General features: G+C 66.6%; 14 protein-coding genes. 9 read left to right on the top strand and 5 right to left on the bottom strand.

What is annotated here, in order from left to right; translation table 11 throughout:
* The 3 genes from QF040_RS15955 to QF040_RS15945 all read left to right on the top strand — a co-directional run bounded on the left by QF040_RS15955 (position 1) and on the right by QF040_RS15945 (position 2,679).
* Positions 1-921, top strand: a complete 921-nt coding sequence (locus QF040_RS15955) for an ABC transporter permease (RefSeq protein ID WP_429611864.1) — start codon at positions 1-3, stop codon at positions 919-921.
* Positions 922-971: 50 nt separating this feature from the next.
* Positions 972-2,138 carry a BMP family ABC transporter substrate-binding protein gene (locus QF040_RS15950; RefSeq protein ID WP_429611863.1) on the top strand — a complete coding sequence of 389 codons (1,167 nt, stop codon included), beginning with the start codon at positions 972-974 and terminating at the stop codon, positions 2,136-2,138.
* A gap of 166 nt (positions 2,139-2,304) precedes the next feature.
* Positions 2,305-2,679, top strand: a complete 375-nt coding sequence (locus QF040_RS15945; RefSeq protein ID WP_429611862.1) for a hypothetical protein — start codon at positions 2,305-2,307, stop codon at positions 2,677-2,679.
* Between the two features lie 28 nt (positions 2,680-2,707).
* Here the strand turns inward: QF040_RS15945 and QF040_RS15940 are convergent, their stop codons facing one another.
* Positions 2,708-3,532, bottom strand: a complete 825-nt coding sequence (locus QF040_RS15940; RefSeq protein WP_429611861.1) for a hypothetical protein — start codon at positions 3,530-3,532, stop codon at positions 2,708-2,710.
* 304 nt (positions 3,533-3,836) lie between these two features.
* On the opposite strand from QF040_RS15940, the gene QF040_RS15935 reads away from it, so the two are divergent.
* On the top strand, positions 3,837-4,586 hold the full coding sequence (locus tag QF040_RS15935; RefSeq protein WP_429611860.1) for an EAL domain-containing protein: 750 nt from the start codon (positions 3,837-3,839) through the stop codon (positions 4,584-4,586).
* 34 nt (positions 4,587-4,620) lie between these two features.
* On the opposite strand, the gene QF040_RS15930 is transcribed toward QF040_RS15935, so the two are convergent.
* From QF040_RS15930 to QF040_RS15920, 3 genes are all read right to left on the bottom strand, one after another.
* Positions 4,621-6,507: a GspE/PulE family protein gene (locus QF040_RS15930; protein WP_429611859.1), complete on the bottom strand. Its 1,887-nt coding sequence runs from the start codon at positions 6,505-6,507 to the stop codon at positions 4,621-4,623.
* Positions 6,508-6,604: 97 nt separating this feature from the next.
* The gene (locus QF040_RS15925; protein WP_429611858.1) at positions 6,605-9,646 is read right to left on the bottom strand and encodes a PAS domain-containing protein; all 3,042 of its coding nucleotides are present in this window, start codon (positions 9,644-9,646) and stop codon (positions 6,605-6,607) included.
* A 161-nt stretch (positions 9,647-9,807) separates the two neighbouring features.
* A complete protein-coding gene (locus QF040_RS15920; RefSeq protein WP_429611857.1) occupies positions 9,808-10,695 on the bottom strand; it encodes a LysR family transcriptional regulator in 888 nt (295 codons plus the stop codon).
* 76 nt (positions 10,696-10,771) lie between these two features.
* Between QF040_RS15920 and QF040_RS15915 the strand changes: the two genes are divergently transcribed.
* From QF040_RS15915 to QF040_RS15895, 5 genes are read left to right on the top strand one after another with little or no spacing between them, the layout of a single operon-like run.
* Positions 10,772-11,641, top strand: a complete 870-nt coding sequence (locus QF040_RS15915) for an HpcH/HpaI aldolase/citrate lyase family protein (protein WP_429611856.1) — start codon at positions 10,772-10,774, stop codon at positions 11,639-11,641.
* A 38-nt stretch (positions 11,642-11,679) separates the two neighbouring features.
* Positions 11,680-12,672, top strand: coding sequence for a tripartite tricarboxylate transporter substrate binding protein (locus QF040_RS15910; protein ID WP_429611855.1), 993 nt, complete (start codon positions 11,680-11,682; stop codon positions 12,670-12,672).
* Between the two features lie 21 nt (positions 12,673-12,693).
* Entirely contained in the window at positions 12,694-13,878 is a 1,185-nt protein-coding gene (locus QF040_RS15905; protein ID WP_429611854.1) for a CaiB/BaiF CoA transferase family protein, read from the top strand.
* Positions 13,879-13,886: 8 nt separating this feature from the next.
* The gene (locus QF040_RS15900) at positions 13,887-14,789 is read left to right on the top strand and encodes an amidohydrolase family protein (protein WP_429611853.1); all 903 of its coding nucleotides are present in this window, start codon (positions 13,887-13,889) and stop codon (positions 14,787-14,789) included.
* Complete coding sequence (locus QF040_RS15895) at positions 14,786-15,748, top strand: Bug family tripartite tricarboxylate transporter substrate binding protein (protein WP_429611852.1); 963 nt, start codon at positions 14,786-14,788, stop codon at positions 15,746-15,748. Before QF040_RS15900 ends, QF040_RS15895 begins: the two co-directional genes overlap by 4 nt.
* Before the next feature lie 21 nt (positions 15,749-15,769).
* Here QF040_RS15895 and QF040_RS15890 read toward each other — a convergent pair whose 3' ends face one another.
* Positions 15,770-16,330 carry a DUF4303 domain-containing protein gene (locus QF040_RS15890; protein ID WP_429611851.1) on the bottom strand — a complete coding sequence of 187 codons (561 nt, stop codon included), beginning with the start codon at positions 16,328-16,330 and terminating at the stop codon, positions 15,770-15,772.
* Between the last annotated feature and the right edge of the window lie 52 nt (positions 16,331-16,382).

Genomic DNA, 16,382 nt, shown 5'->3' with positions numbered 1-16,382 from the left:
ATGGACAGCTACGCACTCCTCCTCGGCTCCACGCTGAGCGCCGGCACCGTCCTCGCCATCGCCGCACTGGGCCTCCTCATCAACGAGAAAGCCGGCATCGTCAACCTGGGCGCCGAGGGCATCATGCTGTGCGCCGCCATCGCCGGCTTCGCGACGGTGGTCACCACGCACAACCCCTGGCTCGGCTTCCTTGCGGGCATGGCGGCAGGCGCATTGCTCGCCGCGTTCTTCGGCGTGCTGGTGATCTGGCTCAACACCAACCAATACGCGACCGGGTTGGCACTCAGCTTGTTCGGCGTCGGTTTCTCGGCCTTCGCCGGCATCAACTTCGTGCAGGCCAAGCTGCCCGAAAGCGCGAGCTATGCGATCCCCGTGCTGGCCGACATTCCGCTCGTCGGCCCCGCGCTGTTCCGCCATCACCCGATGGTGTATTTCGCGGTGGTGCTGACGGTCGGGCTCATCTGGTTTTTGTACCGCACGCGCGCGGGCCTCGTGCTGCGCTCGGTCGGCGAATCGCCCGAGTCCGCGCACGCGCTCGGCTATCCGGTGCGGCGCATCCGCTTCATGGCGGTGATCGCGGGCGGCGCGCTCTGCGGGCTGGCGGGCGCGTACCTCTCGACGGTCTACACGCCGCTGTGGGTCGAAGGCATGGTCGCGGGCCGCGGCTGGATCGCCTTGGCGCTCACCACCTTCGCCACCTGGCGGCCGATCCGCGTGCTGCTGGGCGCGTACCTCTTCGGCGGCGTCTCGATGCTGGGTTTCCACCTGCAGAGCAGCGGCGTCGATGTGCCGCCCCAGTTCCTCAGCATGCTGCAGTACATCGCGCCGATCGTGGTGCTGGCGCTGATCTCGCGCAACCCCGCGTTCATCCGCATCAACATGCCGGCTTCCATAGGGAAACCGTTCTACCCCGGCTCATAATCGCGTTTTTCGTTTTCCCGCCAACCCGTCCTTTTTGAGGATTTCCGACAATGAATGATCTGAACAAGCGCTCCCTGCTCAAGCTGGCCGCCCTCACGGCGGTCGCTTCGGCGGCCCTGATCGGCTGCGGCAAGAAAGAAGAAGCGGCAGCACCGGCCGCGGCCCCCGCGCCCGCTCCGGCCCCCGCAGCAGCCGCACCGGCTCCGGCAGCGCCGCTCAACATCGCATTCGCATACATCGGCCCGGTGGGCGACGGCGGCTGGACCTTCGCGCACGACAACGGCCGCAAGGCGCTCGAGAAGGAATTCGGCGACAAGATCAAGACCACCTTCGTGGAAAGCGTGCCCGAAGGCGCCGACGCCGAGCGCGTGTTCCGCGACATGGTCGGCCAGGGCAACAAGCTGATCTTCGGCACCACCTTCGGCTATATGGAGCCAATGCTCAAGGTCGCCACCGACAGCAAGGACGTGAAGTTCGAGCATGCCACCGGTTACAAGACCGCCGACAACATGCGCACCTACGACAGCCGCACCTACGAAGGCGCGTACATGGCCGGCATCATTGCCGGTGCCATGACCAAGAGCAACACGCTCGGCGTCGTCGGCTCGGTGCCGATTCCCGAGGTGCTGCGCAACATCAACAGCTTCACGATGGGCGCGCAGTCGGTCAACCCGAAGATCACCACCAAGGTCGTGTGGGTCAACGAATGGTTCAGCCCGCCCAAGGAAACCGAAGCGGCCACCGCGCTCATCAACGGTGGCGCCGACATCCTGTTCCAGAACACCGACTCGCCCGCCGTGCTCAAGACGGCGCAAGAGAAGGGCAAGCGCGCCTTCGGCTGGGATTCGGACATGACCGCCTACGGCCCGAAGGCCCACCTCGGCTCGGCCACCATCAACTGGGCGCCGTACTACATCAAGGCCACGCAGGACGCGCTCGACGGCAAGTGGGCGACCGGCCAGGCCTGGTGGGGCGTGAAGGAAGGCGCCATCGACCTCGTGTCGATCGCCGAGGACGTGCCGGCCGAAACCAAGGCCAAGGTCGAGGAAGTGAAGAAGGGCCTGAAGGACGGCAGCTTCTCGATCTGGAAGGGCCCGATCCTTGGCCAGGACGGCAAGGAAGTGGTTGCCAAGGACGCGGTGGCCGACGACAAATTCCTGACGGGCATCAACTTCTACGTCAAGGGCGTCGAAGGCAAGGTGCCCGGCAAAAACTAGGCTCGCCCCCAGGCTGCGCGCACTTCGTGTCGCTTCGCCAACCCCCTACCGGGGGCAACACCAGCGGCCCGGCGAAGCCGATTCCGCGGTGTTCGCCAAGGGGCCTTGCGCCGATAGAAAGCTGCCATCTGTTGGCAGCTTTTTTTTTGAAGAAGGGATTCGCACCATGAAACCGATGTTCATCGCCGCAGGCGCCGCACTGCTGTCGGCCTCGCTGTCGTTCGCGGCCGAGCCCGCGAAATTCTCGAAGGACGAGAAAGCCCTGCAGAAGGCCGTCTCCGACACCGAGATGTGCTTTCACTTCGCCGGCGAGTTCAATGGCGACGGCTCCGCGCGCGACAAGGAAATCAACCACATGCAGCGCAAGAACTGCAACAAGGCGGGCCAGCAGCTGCTGCAGAAGGCGTATCGCGCGAACCCGCAGGACGCGCGCCTCTATCCGGCCGTGCTGATGCTCAACAGCTTGGCCACGGAGTTCCTGTCGAAGGCCGAGGTGGCCAGGCTGTGCGCGGCGTCGAAGACGGAACTGGTCTGCCCCTGAGCCCAGGGGCAGACGGCGGCGCCGTGCCCTACTTCGGCGTGTAGGTGATCTGCGTGGCGACGACCATCCCGAAGTCCTCGCCGATGCGGGTCACCAGCTTGAGCATCTGGCCGCGGTAGGGGCCGTCGGCGGCGATCCAGTTGTCCTGGTTCTGGATGAGGTCCGTCCCGTCCACTTGCCGCACGCGCGTGATGCCAGAGAACTTGCAGGCACTGAACGAGCCCATCGGCGTCACGAGGGTCTCGCGCCCGACGAAGGTGTCCGTTCCCGAGATGGGCTGCTCGTTCCGGATCTCTCCGTTCGCGCCGCTCACGGACTTGACCACGTAGTTCAACTCCAGCGTCTGGCCCGGCGACATGACGGGCATCGCGAACGTCGGCACGTTGGTGTTGGTGCCGAGCGCAGGGTCGGCGCCTTCGCCACCATTGCGGGAGCCGTATCGCAGGATCTTGCCGTCCACGAAGTCGATGTACTGCCGCTCCGTTCCTTCCGAGTTGTTGAAGTAGTTGAAGGTGGTGCGCAGCAGCCGCACCGGGTTCGCGTCGGCAAAGGACTCGCGGGTGCGGGTGACGGTGGTCACGCGCTGCTTGAAGGTCTGGTCCTTGGCGGTGACGTCCAGTTCCACCACAGACGTGGTGCCCTCGTGCAGGTCGGCTTCGTTGAAGCAGGCTGCGGACGAGGTGTTGTCGGGGTTGGGGGCCGGTGCAGGTGCGGGTGCGGGGGCCGGAGCAGGGGCCGGAGCTGGCGGGCTGACCGGAACGATCTGGAATGGGCTTGGGCTGCTATCGCCGCCTCCACCACAGGCAGCCAGCGTCGCAACGGCCACGGCCGCCAATACAAATCTTGTGTTCATGAGCTTCCCTCTTTGTTCTAGAAAAAGAAGCCCGGAGGTCTGGATTCGCCTCCGGGCGCGCCGAACTATGGCGCGGGAGCACCCATGTTCACCAGTGCCATAGGTCACGCAAACTTTGGTGTCTACGGCTTGCCGGTGCACCTGTCCGCAAGCACGATTTCCGCCCTCGAAGCGCTCGAAGCCCCCCTGCGGCACGTCGCTTGCTGCGACCGGTGCGCAAGCACGGCCGCAGGGAGTAAAAAAACGCTTACATTGGTCGCCTCGCACTCCCGCCAGAACGCCTCCCATCCGAACCGCGAGTCCCATGTCCGCGACAGCCCAAAACCTCGCCGATGCCTGCTTTCCCGGCTTCGGCTCGGCGTTCACCATGGCGTTCCAGCCGATCGTGGATGTCGCGCGGCGCGAGATCTTTGCGCACGAAGCGCTGGTGCGCGGTCTTTCGGGACAAGGCGCCACCGAGGTGCTCGCCGGCATCGACGACTCGCAGCGCTTTGCGTTTCATGAAGCCTGCCGCGTGAAGGCCATCGAGATGGCGGCGGGGCTGGGCATGGCATCCAGGCTCAGCCTCAACGTGCTGCCGAACGATGTGGCCGGCCGGCCCGAGTGCTTTCGCACCGCCATGGCCGCCGCGCAGCATTGCAATTTTCCGGTGGACCGCCTGATGTTCGAGGTCACCGAGGGCGAGCGGACGATCGACCTGCCCGGACTCGCGGCCGTCTTCCATGACTTCCGGCGCCACGGCTTCACCTCGGCCATCGACGATTTCGGCGCCGCCTATGCCGGTTTCGGGATGCTCGCCGCGTTCCAGCCCGATGTCCTGAAGATCGACATGAGCCTGGTGCGGAACATCCATGCCGACCCGGTTCGGCTGGCCATCATGAGGGGCTTCGTCGCCACCTGCGACGAACTCAACATCCGGGTGATCGCCGAAGGCGTCGAGGTGCCGGAAGAGGTCGGCGCCCTTCATGCGCTCGGCGTGGACCTGTTCCAGGGCTACTTCTTCGCAAGGCCCGCCATTGCCGCATTGCCGGCGGTGGCCTGGGGCACCGCCTGACCTGACCTGACGGGGCGGGGCGGGCGAGTCCCGCTCACACGTTGCTGGTCGCGCGCACTTCCTCGATGGTCGTCTGCCCGGCCAGCACCTTCTCGATACCGTCCTGACGCAGCGTGCGCATGCCTTCGCGCAGCGCCGCTTCCTGCAGTTCCTCGGCACGCGCCCCGTTCTGCACCAGGCGCCGAAGCGTCCTGGACACCACCATCAGCTCGTGAATGCCCACACGGCCCTTGAAGCCCGTATCGCCGCAATGCGGGCAGCCGGTGCTGGTGAAGGTGTGCAGATGGCCGTCGCGCCCATGGCGTGCGATCCAGTCGCCGCGCACCGCCTCGCGTTCGGCGGGCGTGGCCTCCGCGCCGAAGGCATGCATGTAGTCGGCCAGCAGTTCCTCGACCTTCTCGGGGCTCGCGGGGCTGCTGGTCGTGCACTGGGTGCAGAGGCGGCGCACCAGCCGCTGTGCCAGCACGGCCAGCAGGGAGTCCGCGAAGTTGAAGGGGTCCATGCCCATGTCAAGCAGGCGCGTCACGGTCTCGGGGGCGCTGTTGGTGTGCAGTGTCGAAAGCACGAGGTGGCCGGTCAATGACGCCTCGATGGCCGTCCTGGCGGTTTCCTCGTCACGGATTTCGCCCACCATGATCACGTCGGGGTCGGCGCGCACGAAGGCCCGCAGGGCCTTGGCAAAGGTCCAGTCGATGCGCGGATTGACCTGCACCTGCCTGAGCCCCGCCTGCGTGATCTCGATCGGGTCTTCCGCGGTCCAGATCTTTCGCTCCGGCGTGTTGATGTGCATCAGCGCCGAGTGCAGCGTCGTGGTCTTGCCCGAACCCGTGGGGCCGACGCACAGCACCATGCCGTAGGGGCGCTCGACCGCCTGGGTGAGCTGCGCGAGATTGCGCGGCGAGAGGCCCAGCGCGTTCATCGCGATGGGCTTGGCCGATGCAAGGATGCGCATGACCACGTCTTCCAGGCCATTGCTGGTCGGGATGGTGGCAACGCGCAGCTCGATGCGGTGCTGCGGCGAGTACTTGCCGAAGTTGATCTTGCCGTCCTGCGGCTTGCGTTTCTCGCTGATGTCCAGGTCGCACATGATCTTGATGCGCGCCACCACGGCGTTGCGATAGCTGGACGGAAGCTCCAGGTACGTATAGAGCCGGCCGTCGCGGCGAAACCGGATGCGGGTCTTTTCGTCGCCGGGCGAGCTTTCGACGTGGATGTCCGATGCGCCTTCGCGATGCGCCTCCAGGATCATGCTGTTGATCATGCGCACCAGCGAGTTGTCCGACTGCTCGATCGGCGCCTCGGTGCTGGCGATCGAGCGGCCTTCTTTCTCGAGCGTTTCGAGCAGTTCGCTGGTGCCGGCCATGTCGAACTCCAGTGGCCGCATCGGATCGAAGCTGGCCGGGCGCGGCGTTGCCGGGTCGCCGAGCTTCTCGTAGGCCTTGTGCAGCACGCCGTCCAGGTCGAGGCATTTCCCGACCACCGGGATCACCTTCGACTGGGCAATGAATTCCACTTCGTCGATGGCCGAACGCCGGTTCGAGGGATCGTCCAGCGCGAGGACCAGGCGGCCCTCGTGCAGCATCAGCGGCATCACCTGCAGGCGCTGCGCCGCGCTGTGGCCGATCTTGCGCAGGGCCTCGGCGGACGGCGCGAACAGGTGCAGGTTGACCAGCGGATAGCCCATCTTGTGCACCAGCGCCGCCTGCAGCTGGGCACGGTTGATCAAGCCCATGCGCACCAGCATCTCGCCCAGCGGCACCGTGGGGGCGAGCTGCTGCTGAACCAGTCCACCTTGCAACTGCGCCGCGGTGATCATGCCCAGCGACATCAGCGTCTGGCCGATCTGCGCGATCGGCATGCGGGTCTGGGCATCGAGTTCGGTCAGCAGTTGTTCCGGTGTGGTGACTTCGGCGGATGGCATGGATGGAATCTCCTGTTCTGGTTTCTCTGCGCTGGCACGCAGCGAGCGTTGGCGTGCAGTGGTGCTGCGGCCGGAGCCGCGGTTCATGGGCAACGGATCAATCGGAAAACTCGAACCTGTTCCTCCCCGCCGACTTGGCGGCGTAGAGCGCGCTGTCCGCATGCGCCAGCAATTCTTCGGCGGTGACCGGTGCATCGCCGCCCTGGCGGAATGCGATGCCGATGCTCGTCGTGACCTGCAGCAGCTGGCTGTCGAGGCGAAACGCGGGGGCGCGAATCTGCGCGAGGATTTTCTGTGCAACGGCTGCCGCCCCATCCCGCGCAGGCAGGTTTTCCAGAACGACAACGAACTCGTCCCCCGCCAGCCGCGCCACGGTGTCGGTGGCGCGCACGCTGGACCGCAGGCGGTTGGCGTATTCGGCCAGCACGCTGTCGCCGCTCGCATGGCCCAGCGTGTCGTTGATGGTCTTGAACGCGTCGATGTCCAGGAACATCAGGGCCATCGCGCTTCCGGTGCGCTGCGCGCGCAGGAGCGCCGCGGGCAGGAGCTCGTTGAAGGCGAGCCGGTTCGGCAGGCCGGTGAGCGTGTCGAGCCGGGCCAGCTCGATCAGCTGGCTCTCCACCGCCTTCAGGGCCGTGATGTCCAGGCAAAGCGAGAAGATGCCGTTCGTGGCGCCGTCCGCGCCGACATCGGGCACCAGGCTGATGCGGGCGACACGACCCGCGCCGACGGCCCGGGTCTGGTCCTCGAACTCCACACGCTCGCCGGCGAGCGCCCGGTCGATCAAGGCCTTGCGCTTGTGGTACACGCCATGGCCCACCACATCGTGGAGCGGCCGGCCCAGCAGTTGCGAGGGTTCGAGTCCGAACCACTCGCGATGGGTGGCATTGGCGAAGGTCACGATCTCGTCGCGGTCGATGTAGGTGATGAGCGCGGGCAGGTTGTCGGTGATGGTGCGCAGCCGGTTCTCGCTGTCGGCGCGCTGCAGTTCCGCCTGCTTGAGCGCGGTGATGTTGAAGGTCATGAGATAGAAGCCCAGGACGCGGCCGCCAAGGTCCTTGTCGGGAATCAGGTGGGCCTGGAAGTGGCCATCCTTGCCGTGCAGCGGCGCATGCAACGGAAAGCGCACCTGCTTGCCCGCGAGCACCACCGGGATGTAGGGCGCGTGCTGTGCGTACATCGATTCGCCCAGCGCCGAGCGCAGCGTGACGCCGTCCAGCGGGCGGTCGCCATGGTCTGCCATCTGCCGCGCGCGGCTGTTGGCGTAGAGGCAGTTTTCCTCGGTGTCGAAATAGCCCACCAGCGCGGGAATGCTGTCGGTCACGTCGCGCAGCCGCTTCTCCTGCTCGGTCAGGGCCTTGCGCACGTTCACTTCGTCGGTGATGTCGAAGGTCATCGCGAACACGCCCTGCACCGCGCCGCTCGCATCCTGGTCGGGAATGTAGTGGGCCTTGTAGGTGCGCTCGCCGATGCCGCGCGCAGGATCGCCTTTTTTCTCGACGACCACGGCCTCGCCGGCCAGGGCGCGCCGGATGTAGGGCTCGACGATGGCGAAATCCGCCGCACCGCGCGCCTCGGGCATCGACTGGCCGACCATCGAATCGTTCCGGAGCAGCGCCCGGATGTGCGCGTTCACGAAGGTGTAGTTGAGCGATGCGTCGACATGCGACACCAGCGCAGGAATGTTGTCCGCAATGATGCGGACCTTCGCCTCGCTGTGCGCCAGGCTCACCTCGATGCGCTTGCGCTCCGTCACGTCGAAGGTCATGGCGTAATAGCCGCGGTACTGCCCGGCGTGGTCGAGGTCGGGAATCAGATCAGTCTGGAAAAAGCGCTCTTCTGCATCTGGCCCCGAGGTGTCGCGGCGCTCCAGGCTGACCGATTCGCCCATCGCCACGCGCCGCAGCCCGGCTTCGAGTGCCGCGTCGTCGCCGGGGCTGCGCATGCTCTGCACCCGCTGCCCGATAAGCTGCGCGGCGCTCTGGCCCAGCTTCTCGCACAGGCGGGCATTCACGAAGGTGTAGCGGCCTTGCGCGTCGGCATGCGACACCAGGGCCGGGAGGTTGTCGGTGATGTCGCGCAGGAATTTTTCGTCCGCCTGCCGTTGCCGCATCAGCCGGTCGAAGGTGCGCGAGAGGTCGCCGATTTCATCGTTGGTGTACCTGCGCAGCGCCGCCACTTCGGCCGGTGCGGCTTGCGCACGCAGCATGTGGCGGTGCAGCGCGGTCAGGGGCTTGAGTTGCTGCCGCACGACAGCCAGCGCGATCGCACCCGCCAGCAACGCGAGCACGAAGGCCCCCGCCCAGGCCGCCCGCTCGATGGCATCGACGTGCGCAAACGCCTCGTCGCGCGGATACATGGCGCCCATGATCCAGTCCGCCTGCCGCAGGCGCCTGAATGCATACAGGCCGTGCACGCCCTCCCGGTTGACGCCTTCGGTCGCGCCCTCGAAGCCTCTGATGGCGCGCTCTATCTCGGGGTTGCGCGCCGTGTTCGGGCTGGCTGCTTCGAGCACGCGCTCTTCGCGGGGATGGTCCACGACGATGCCGTTCGTCGTGGTGATGAACAGGTACCCGGTCTCGCCGAACCTGACGCTCGCCAGCTCCCCCAGGATGTTGCGCTCCTTCAGGTTGATGGAGGCCGTGATCACGAACTGCACGCGCCCTGCGCTGTCCAGCACCGGTTCGGTGATGGCGACCTGCGCCAGGCCGTTCAGCCGGTTGCGGTAGGGCTCCGAGATCACGCCCTCCTTGAAGGCCACCGTGTCCCGGAAATACGCACGGTCCTTGATGTTGATCCGGCGGACCTGGTTGGCGTTGTTGAGGTTTGCCACCAGGTTGCCGTCCATGTCGATGAAGGCCACGTTGTCGAACGCCTCGCGCAGCGACGCGTGCCGTTCCAGAAAAGCCTGCAGCGGCGCCGCGTCCGCCAGCGTGAGCGCCTCCGCGCTGTCGCCGAAGGTCTTCAGCAGCGTGCGCCGGCTGATGAACTTCTGGTCAACCGCATCCGCCAGCGCCGAAACCCGCGCGAACTCCTCCTGGGCAATCGACTCCCGCATGCTGGTCTTGACGAACTGCAGCGCCATCGTGGCAATGGCGAACGTCGCTGCCAGCACCACTGCCGCCACGCCGAGGCTCATGCGCGTGTTCAGACCGATGCGGAATTTTCTGGAACCTGATGGATTCATTGACCTGCATAGTGCATCGCAACCAAGGAACGGGTGCAGGCCCGCAAGTTAGGCGTTCCGGGAGAGAAGCGCAAGTAGCCATTCACCTGACCGGGCGTAGAGCGCAGGTTGCTTCAGGTCGGCACGCCTCTCGTCCGGATCACGCCTGCCGCGCTGTCGACGAACCCCTGTATCAACCGCTGCCGGGGCGACGCCCGCAGCCACAGCACGCCGAAGCGCCGCGGCTCCGAGGGCAGCGGCAGCGGGATCTTCACGATGCGCTGGCCGTCGAGCAGCGGCGATGCGATGTCGGGCACCAGCGAAACGCCCAGCCCCCGGTCGACCATCATCGCGATCGCCAGCAGCGAGCTGAGCTCGAAGCGCTCCTGCGGCACGATGCCCGCGGCGCGCAGGTACCGGTCGGCCTGCTTGCCGCCGCCGAGCGCGCGGTCATAGCGGATGAACGGCGAGGTTCGCAGCAGTTCGTGCGGGTCGCGCCTGGCAAGGCGGCTTGGCGCGAGCAGCACCAGCGGTTCCTCCCGCAGCAGCGACCAGTCGAAGGTCTTGGCAAGCACATACGGCGGATAGAGGCACACGGCCGCATCGAGCTCGCCTTGCTGCACCGCCTTGTGGAGCGTGGCCGTCGTGCCCGATTGCAGGAAAACCTTGACGCCCGGATGCGTCTTCACGAAGCGCGCGAGGATGTCCGGAAGCAGGCTGTGAATCGCCGTGTTGATGGTGCCGATGAGCAACTCTCCGCCGGCCGCGTCGCTGTTCAGCAGCGTCTTGATGTCGCCCACCTCGCGCAGCAGGTTGCGCGCGCGCTGCAACAGCAGGTGCCCTGCCTCGGTCGGCTGCACCGTGCGGCCCGCGCGGGCGAGCAGCGGCGCGTTGAGTTCGCGCTCCAGCGTGCGTATTTGCTGGGCCACGGCCGCGGGCGTCAGATCGAGCCGGCGTGCCGCTTCCGACATCGAGCCCGACTCGACCACCAGGAGAAAGCTTTGCAGGTAGGCGGTTTCCATGAAGATAGATTTTCTATGAACTGATCATAGAAAGCATGTGTTTTTCTTTTCTCACGCGCTGCGCACACTGCGGCGCATGAGAAGCAAACTGTTCGTTCCCGGCACGCGCCCCGAGTTGTTCGCCAAGGCGCTGGGCGGCGCGGCCGATGGCGTGTGTTTCGACCTGGAAGATGCGGTGTCCGAGCCGCGCAAGGGCGAGGCGCGCGATGCCGTGCGGCAACTGCTGCAGGGCGATGGCGTGGCCGCATCGGGCAAGACCGTGATCGTGCGCGTCAACGCGATGGACACGCCGCACTTCGCGGACGACATCGCGGCGGTCGCCCAGCCCGGCGTCCACCTCATCAACATCCCCAAGCCCGAGAGCCCGGCGCATGTACGTACCGCCGTCGAGGCCATCGAGCGCGCCGAGCAGGCCAACGGCGTGCGCGCGCCCATCGGCCTGTTGCTGAACATCGAAGCGCCTTCGGCGTTGCGCACCGCGGCGCAGCTTGCGTTGGCGCATCCGCGCGTGGCGGGGCTGCAGTTGGGGCTCGGCGATCTGTTCGAGCCGCTGGGCATCGCGCGTCGCGAGCCGGCCGCGATCCAGCAGGCGATGTTCGCGATGCGCATCGCCGCGGGCGAGGCGGGTGTCTATGCCTACGACGGCGCGTTCGCGGACATCCGCGATGCCGAGGGCTTCCGCGCCGAAGCCATGTTGTCGCGCAACCTCGGCTTTCTTGGCAAGACCTGCATCCATCCGAGCCAGATCGCGATCGCCAACGAGGTGTTCCGGCCGACCGATGAAGAAATCGCCCACGCCTGCAAGGTGGTCGAAGCCGCGCGCGACGCCGATGCCAAGGGCGTGGGTGCCTATGTGGTCGACGGAAAAATGATCGACATCCCTTTCGTGATCCGCGCACGCGCCATCGTTGCGAGCGCGCGCAGCCTGGGCCTGCTGCCGGGTTGAGTTTTTCGCTTTCTTTGAAAAATCAGGAGACAAGACAGATGAAGATTTCCCCGTTGTTTCGCTTGCGCACGCTCGCTGTTGTTGCAGCTGCCGCTGGCGGCTGCCTGTCGAACGGCGCCGCCTTCGCACAGGCCGCGTATCCGACCAAGACCATCACCATCGTCGTGCCCTATCCGGCGGGTGGCTCGAACGACACCTTTGCGCGCCAGGTGGCCAAGGAACTGGGCGACGAGCTCAAGCAGCCGGTGATCATCGACAACCGCCCCGGCGCGAGCGGCAACACCGGCACGGGGCAGGTCTCGAAGGCCGCGCCCGATGGCTACACGCTGGTGGCGGTGTCGTCGAGCATGACGACCAATGCGGCCGTGCAGTCGAAGCTGCCGTTCGATCCGGTCAAGGGCCTCGCGCCCATCGCGATGTTCGCCAAGGGGCCCTTCATCGTGGCGGTGAACAACGAGTTCCCGGCGAAGACGCCGGCCGAGCTCATCGCCGCCATCAAGGCGAAGCCGGGGCAGTACAACTACGCCTCTTCGGGTGCGGGCAGCGTCAACCAGTTCGGCACCGAGCTGCTCAAGGCCAAGGTGGGCGACCTGCAGATCGCGCACATCCCCTACAAGGGCATGGGGCCGGCCGTGACCGACCTCGTCGGCAACCAGACGCAACTGCTGATTTCGAGCGGGCCCTCGCTGCTGCCGATGGTGCGTGCAGGCAAGCTGCGCGCCGTGGGCATCACGAGCCTGAAGCCCAGCCCGATCGCGCCCGACCTCACACCGGTTTCCACGGCAGTGCCGGGCTATGAATTCGAACTCTGGTGGGGCCTGCTCGCACCGGCGGGCACGCCGCCCGACGTGGTCGCCAAGCTCAACGGTGCCGTGAACAAGATCATCACCAAGCCCGAGATCGCGGCCAACTTCCTGCGCGAAGGCGCCATCGCCACGCCGCTCTCGCCGGCGCAGTTCGGCACGGTCATCGCCGAGGACGTCGAACGCTGGAAGAAGCTGGCCAAGCAGCAGAACATCACCGCCGACTGAGCATTGAAGAAAGAAGAATCCATGAGCCTCGACGTCCCCCACGACGACACTCGCCTGCCCGCGCGCACCGGCCCCGCGGGGCCATTGAGCGGCCTGCGCGTGCTCGACCTGAGCGCCTACATCGCGGGCCCCTACGGCTGCTCGCTGCTGGCCGACCAGGGCGCCGAGGTCATCAAGATCGAGCCGCCCACGGGCGACAACCTGCGCAAGTACCCCTCGACACTCGAAGCCGAGAGCCGCGCCTTCATCGGCGTGAACCGCAGCAAGCTCGGCGTGGTGCTCGACCTGAAAAATGCGGAAGACCTTGCCGCGTTGATGGCGCTGGTGCGCACGGCCGATGTGCTGGTGCACAACTTCCGGCCCAGCGTGCCGCCGCGGCTGGGCATTGCGTACGACCAGCTGAAAGTGGTCAACCCGCGCCTCATCTATTGCAGCCTCACGGGCTATGGCGAGACCGGTCCGCTGCGCGAGAAGGCCGGCTACGACCAGGTGCTGCAGAGCATGACCGGCATGTGCGCACTGCAGGGCAAGCGCGGCGAGCCGCCCGAGATCATCTACGGCTCGGTGGTCGACTACTACGCGGCCGCGCTGGTCGCCGCGGGCGTGGCCTCGGCGCTGTACGAACGCGAGAAGAGCGGCCAGGGCCAGTTCGTCGGCGTGTCGCTGTTGCGCTCGGCGCTCACGATGCAATCGGCGCGCATGGTGTGGGCCGAGGGCGAGCCGAAGGAGGTGGGGCGCGACATGCGCTCGGGCGGCATCACCGGCCTGCATCCGACGCGCGAAGGGCACCTCTACATCTCGGCCAACACGCCGCACTTCTGGCAGGCGCTGTGCGCCAAGGTGGGCCTGCCCGAACTCGCGGCCGACGAGCGCTACGACTCGGTGCGAAAACGCGCGCTGCACTTTGCAGAGATCGTTCCGCGCCTGCGCGAAGCGCTGGCTGCACGCACCGCGCTCGAATGGGAAGAGCTGTTCGGCGAGGAAGTGCCTTGCGCGGCGGCACGCACGGTCGAGGACATGTTCGACAACGAGCAGGTGTTGGCCGAGGACATGGTGGCGAACTTCGCGCATCCTACGCTCGGCTCGTACCGCGGATTCACGCGGGCGGTGAAGTTCGGACGCACGCCCGGCCCCGAGCCCTTTGCGGCGCCAACGCTGGGGCAGCACACGGACAAGGTGTTGAAGACCACGAACGCAGCGGACTGAAAACGCGCATGGACGTCAGCTACCCCAACAGCAGCGGAACGCGCCGACCCGTTAGCGTGGCGCCAGAGGGCGCGTGCGATGCGCACATGCACATCTACGACCGCCGCTTCGAGCTGCACGGCTCGCCCGACGCGATGGTCGACAAGGCCACGGCCGACGACTATCGCCTGTTGCAGCAACGCATCGGCACGCAGCGAACGGTCGTTGTGCAGCCGCGCGTGCATGGCACCGACAACAGCGTGACACTGGACGCCATTCGCGCGCTCGGTGCCGAGAACACGCGCGGTGTCGCGGTGGTCCGGCCCGACGTGACCGATGCCGAACTGGAGCGTCTGCACGCGGGCGGCATTCGCGGCATCCGCTTCACGCTCTATACGAGCGCCAATGCGGCCACAGATTTCTCGATGGTCGAGCCGCTTGCACAGCGCGTGCATGCGCTCGGCTGGCATGTGCAACTGCACTGGAGCGCCGACCAGATCGCGGCGCATGCGGACCTGCTTGCGCGGCTGCCGTGCACGATCGTCTTCGACCACCTCGCGCGGTTGCCGCCGCCCGACGCGCTTTCGCATCCCGCGTTCGATGTGGTCAGCCGGCTGCGCGACAACGGCCGCACGTGGATCAAGCTGTCGGGCCCTTATCTCGATTCGAAGCTGGGAGCTGCGGGCGGCTACGCTGACACGACGGCCATCGCGCAAGCCTGGGTCCGCCAGGCCCCCGAACGCGTGGTGTGGGGCAGCGACTGGCCGCATCCGACCGAGCCTCTTATCAAACCCGACGACGCGGTGTTGTTCGACCTGTTGAGCCAATGGGTGCCCGACGCGGGCACACGTCACCGCGTGCTCGTCGACAACCCGGCGCTGCTGTACGACTTTGCTGAAATGACGACAAAGACCGAGACACCTGAAAAATGACGAAGAGACGCTTCCTGAAATCCATCGCCGCGCTGGCCGCGTGCACTCCGCTGCTCGGCTGGGCCGCATGGCCCGACAAACCCATCCGCATGGTCGTGCCGTACGCCGCGGGCGGCGGCGCCGACAACACCGCGCGCGTCGTCGCGCAGCACATGAGCACCGCGCTCGGCCAGCAGATCGTCATCGACAACAAGCCCGGCGCCGGCGGCGTGATCGGCGAGGACAACGTGGCGAAGGCCCCGGCCGACGGCTACACCGTGCTCTACGACGCCTCGGCGTTCTCGGTGAACCCGTCGCTGCGCAAGCTGCCATTCGATGCGACGAAGGATTTCATTCCCGTCTCGCTCGTGGCCACCGCGCCGCAGATCCTCGTCGTGCCCGCCACCGCGCCGTACAAGACGGTGGCCGAGTTCCTCGACTTCGCGCGCAAGAACCCCGGCAAGCTGAGCTTCGCCTCGGCGGGCGGCGGCACCGGCTCGCACCTGGCGGGCGAGGCGCTGAACGAGCAGGCGAAGGTCAACCTGATGCACGTGCCCTACAAGGGCGGCGCACCGGCGCTGACCGACGTGATGGGCGAACAGGTGTCGGCGTACTTCGGCAACGTGGCCTCGACGCTGGGCTACGTCAAGTCGGGCAAGCTGCGCGCGCTGGCGGTGAGCTCCAGCAAGCGCGTGAACGGGCTGCCCGACACGCCCACGCTCGCCGAGTCGGGCCTGCCGGGCTACAACGTGGTCGAGTGGAACGGCGTGTTCCTGCCCAAGGGCACGCCGGCCGATGTCGTTCAGCGGCTGGGCAAGGCGGTGCAGGCGGCGGTGAACGATCCCACGGTGAAGCAGAAGCTGCTGCAGTTCGGCCTGGAACCCGCGGGCACCACGCCCGAGGCGTTCGCGAAGTTCGTACAGGACGAGATGGGGCGGGTGAGCGCGTTGGTGAAGGCTCGGAACATCCGCGTCGATTGAGCGCGGCCACGGCGCAGCGGCTCAGGCAGGGAAGGCGTCCCAGCGCTTCTTGAAGGCTGCGAACACCGCAAGCGGATTCAGCTGCTCGGCCGACCGGTCCTCCAACGCTTCGGCTTCGTCGGAATCCGAGATGCTGCAAAACAGGGTCAGCGCCTGCCTGTCGGCCCCCGCGCCGAAGAAACCTTCCTGGTCCAGATCGGCCAGCGCCTGGGCCATCGTGTCGTGCAGTCGCGAGCGGAAGGCACCGAAGGCACGGTCGTCGTCCAGCGTCAATAGATGGATACTCAGACGCTTGCACGGTGCGTCGAACCGCTCCGCGTGCACGGCTTCGTAGGCCCACTCCGCAGTGCCCCAGCGGGCGTACGCGACATCGGCGGGGTCGGTGAATTCGCCGTCCAGCAGGATGCGTTGAAAAGCCTCCTCGCTGTTGGCGCTCGGGCAGACCGTCATCGCGCCGTCGTCGGTGTAGAGGGCCATCGCATAGAACCGCTCGTTCGGGTGCGCGGCACGCAGCGTGCCGAAGGCGTGGCGGGCGGCATCGCGGATCTGGACGCGGAGCGTTTCGAAATCGAAAGAGGTCATGTGGGCTGAGGGCAAGTGAGCCAGCCGCGATGTTAGATGGGCTCTCGCTTTC

Source organism: Variovorax sp. W2I14 (assembly GCF_050435205.1).
Taxonomy (GTDB): Bacteria; Pseudomonadota; Gammaproteobacteria; order Burkholderiales; family Burkholderiaceae_C; genus Variovorax; species Variovorax paradoxus_C.
This window is presented reverse-complemented; position numbering and strand designations above follow the sequence as displayed.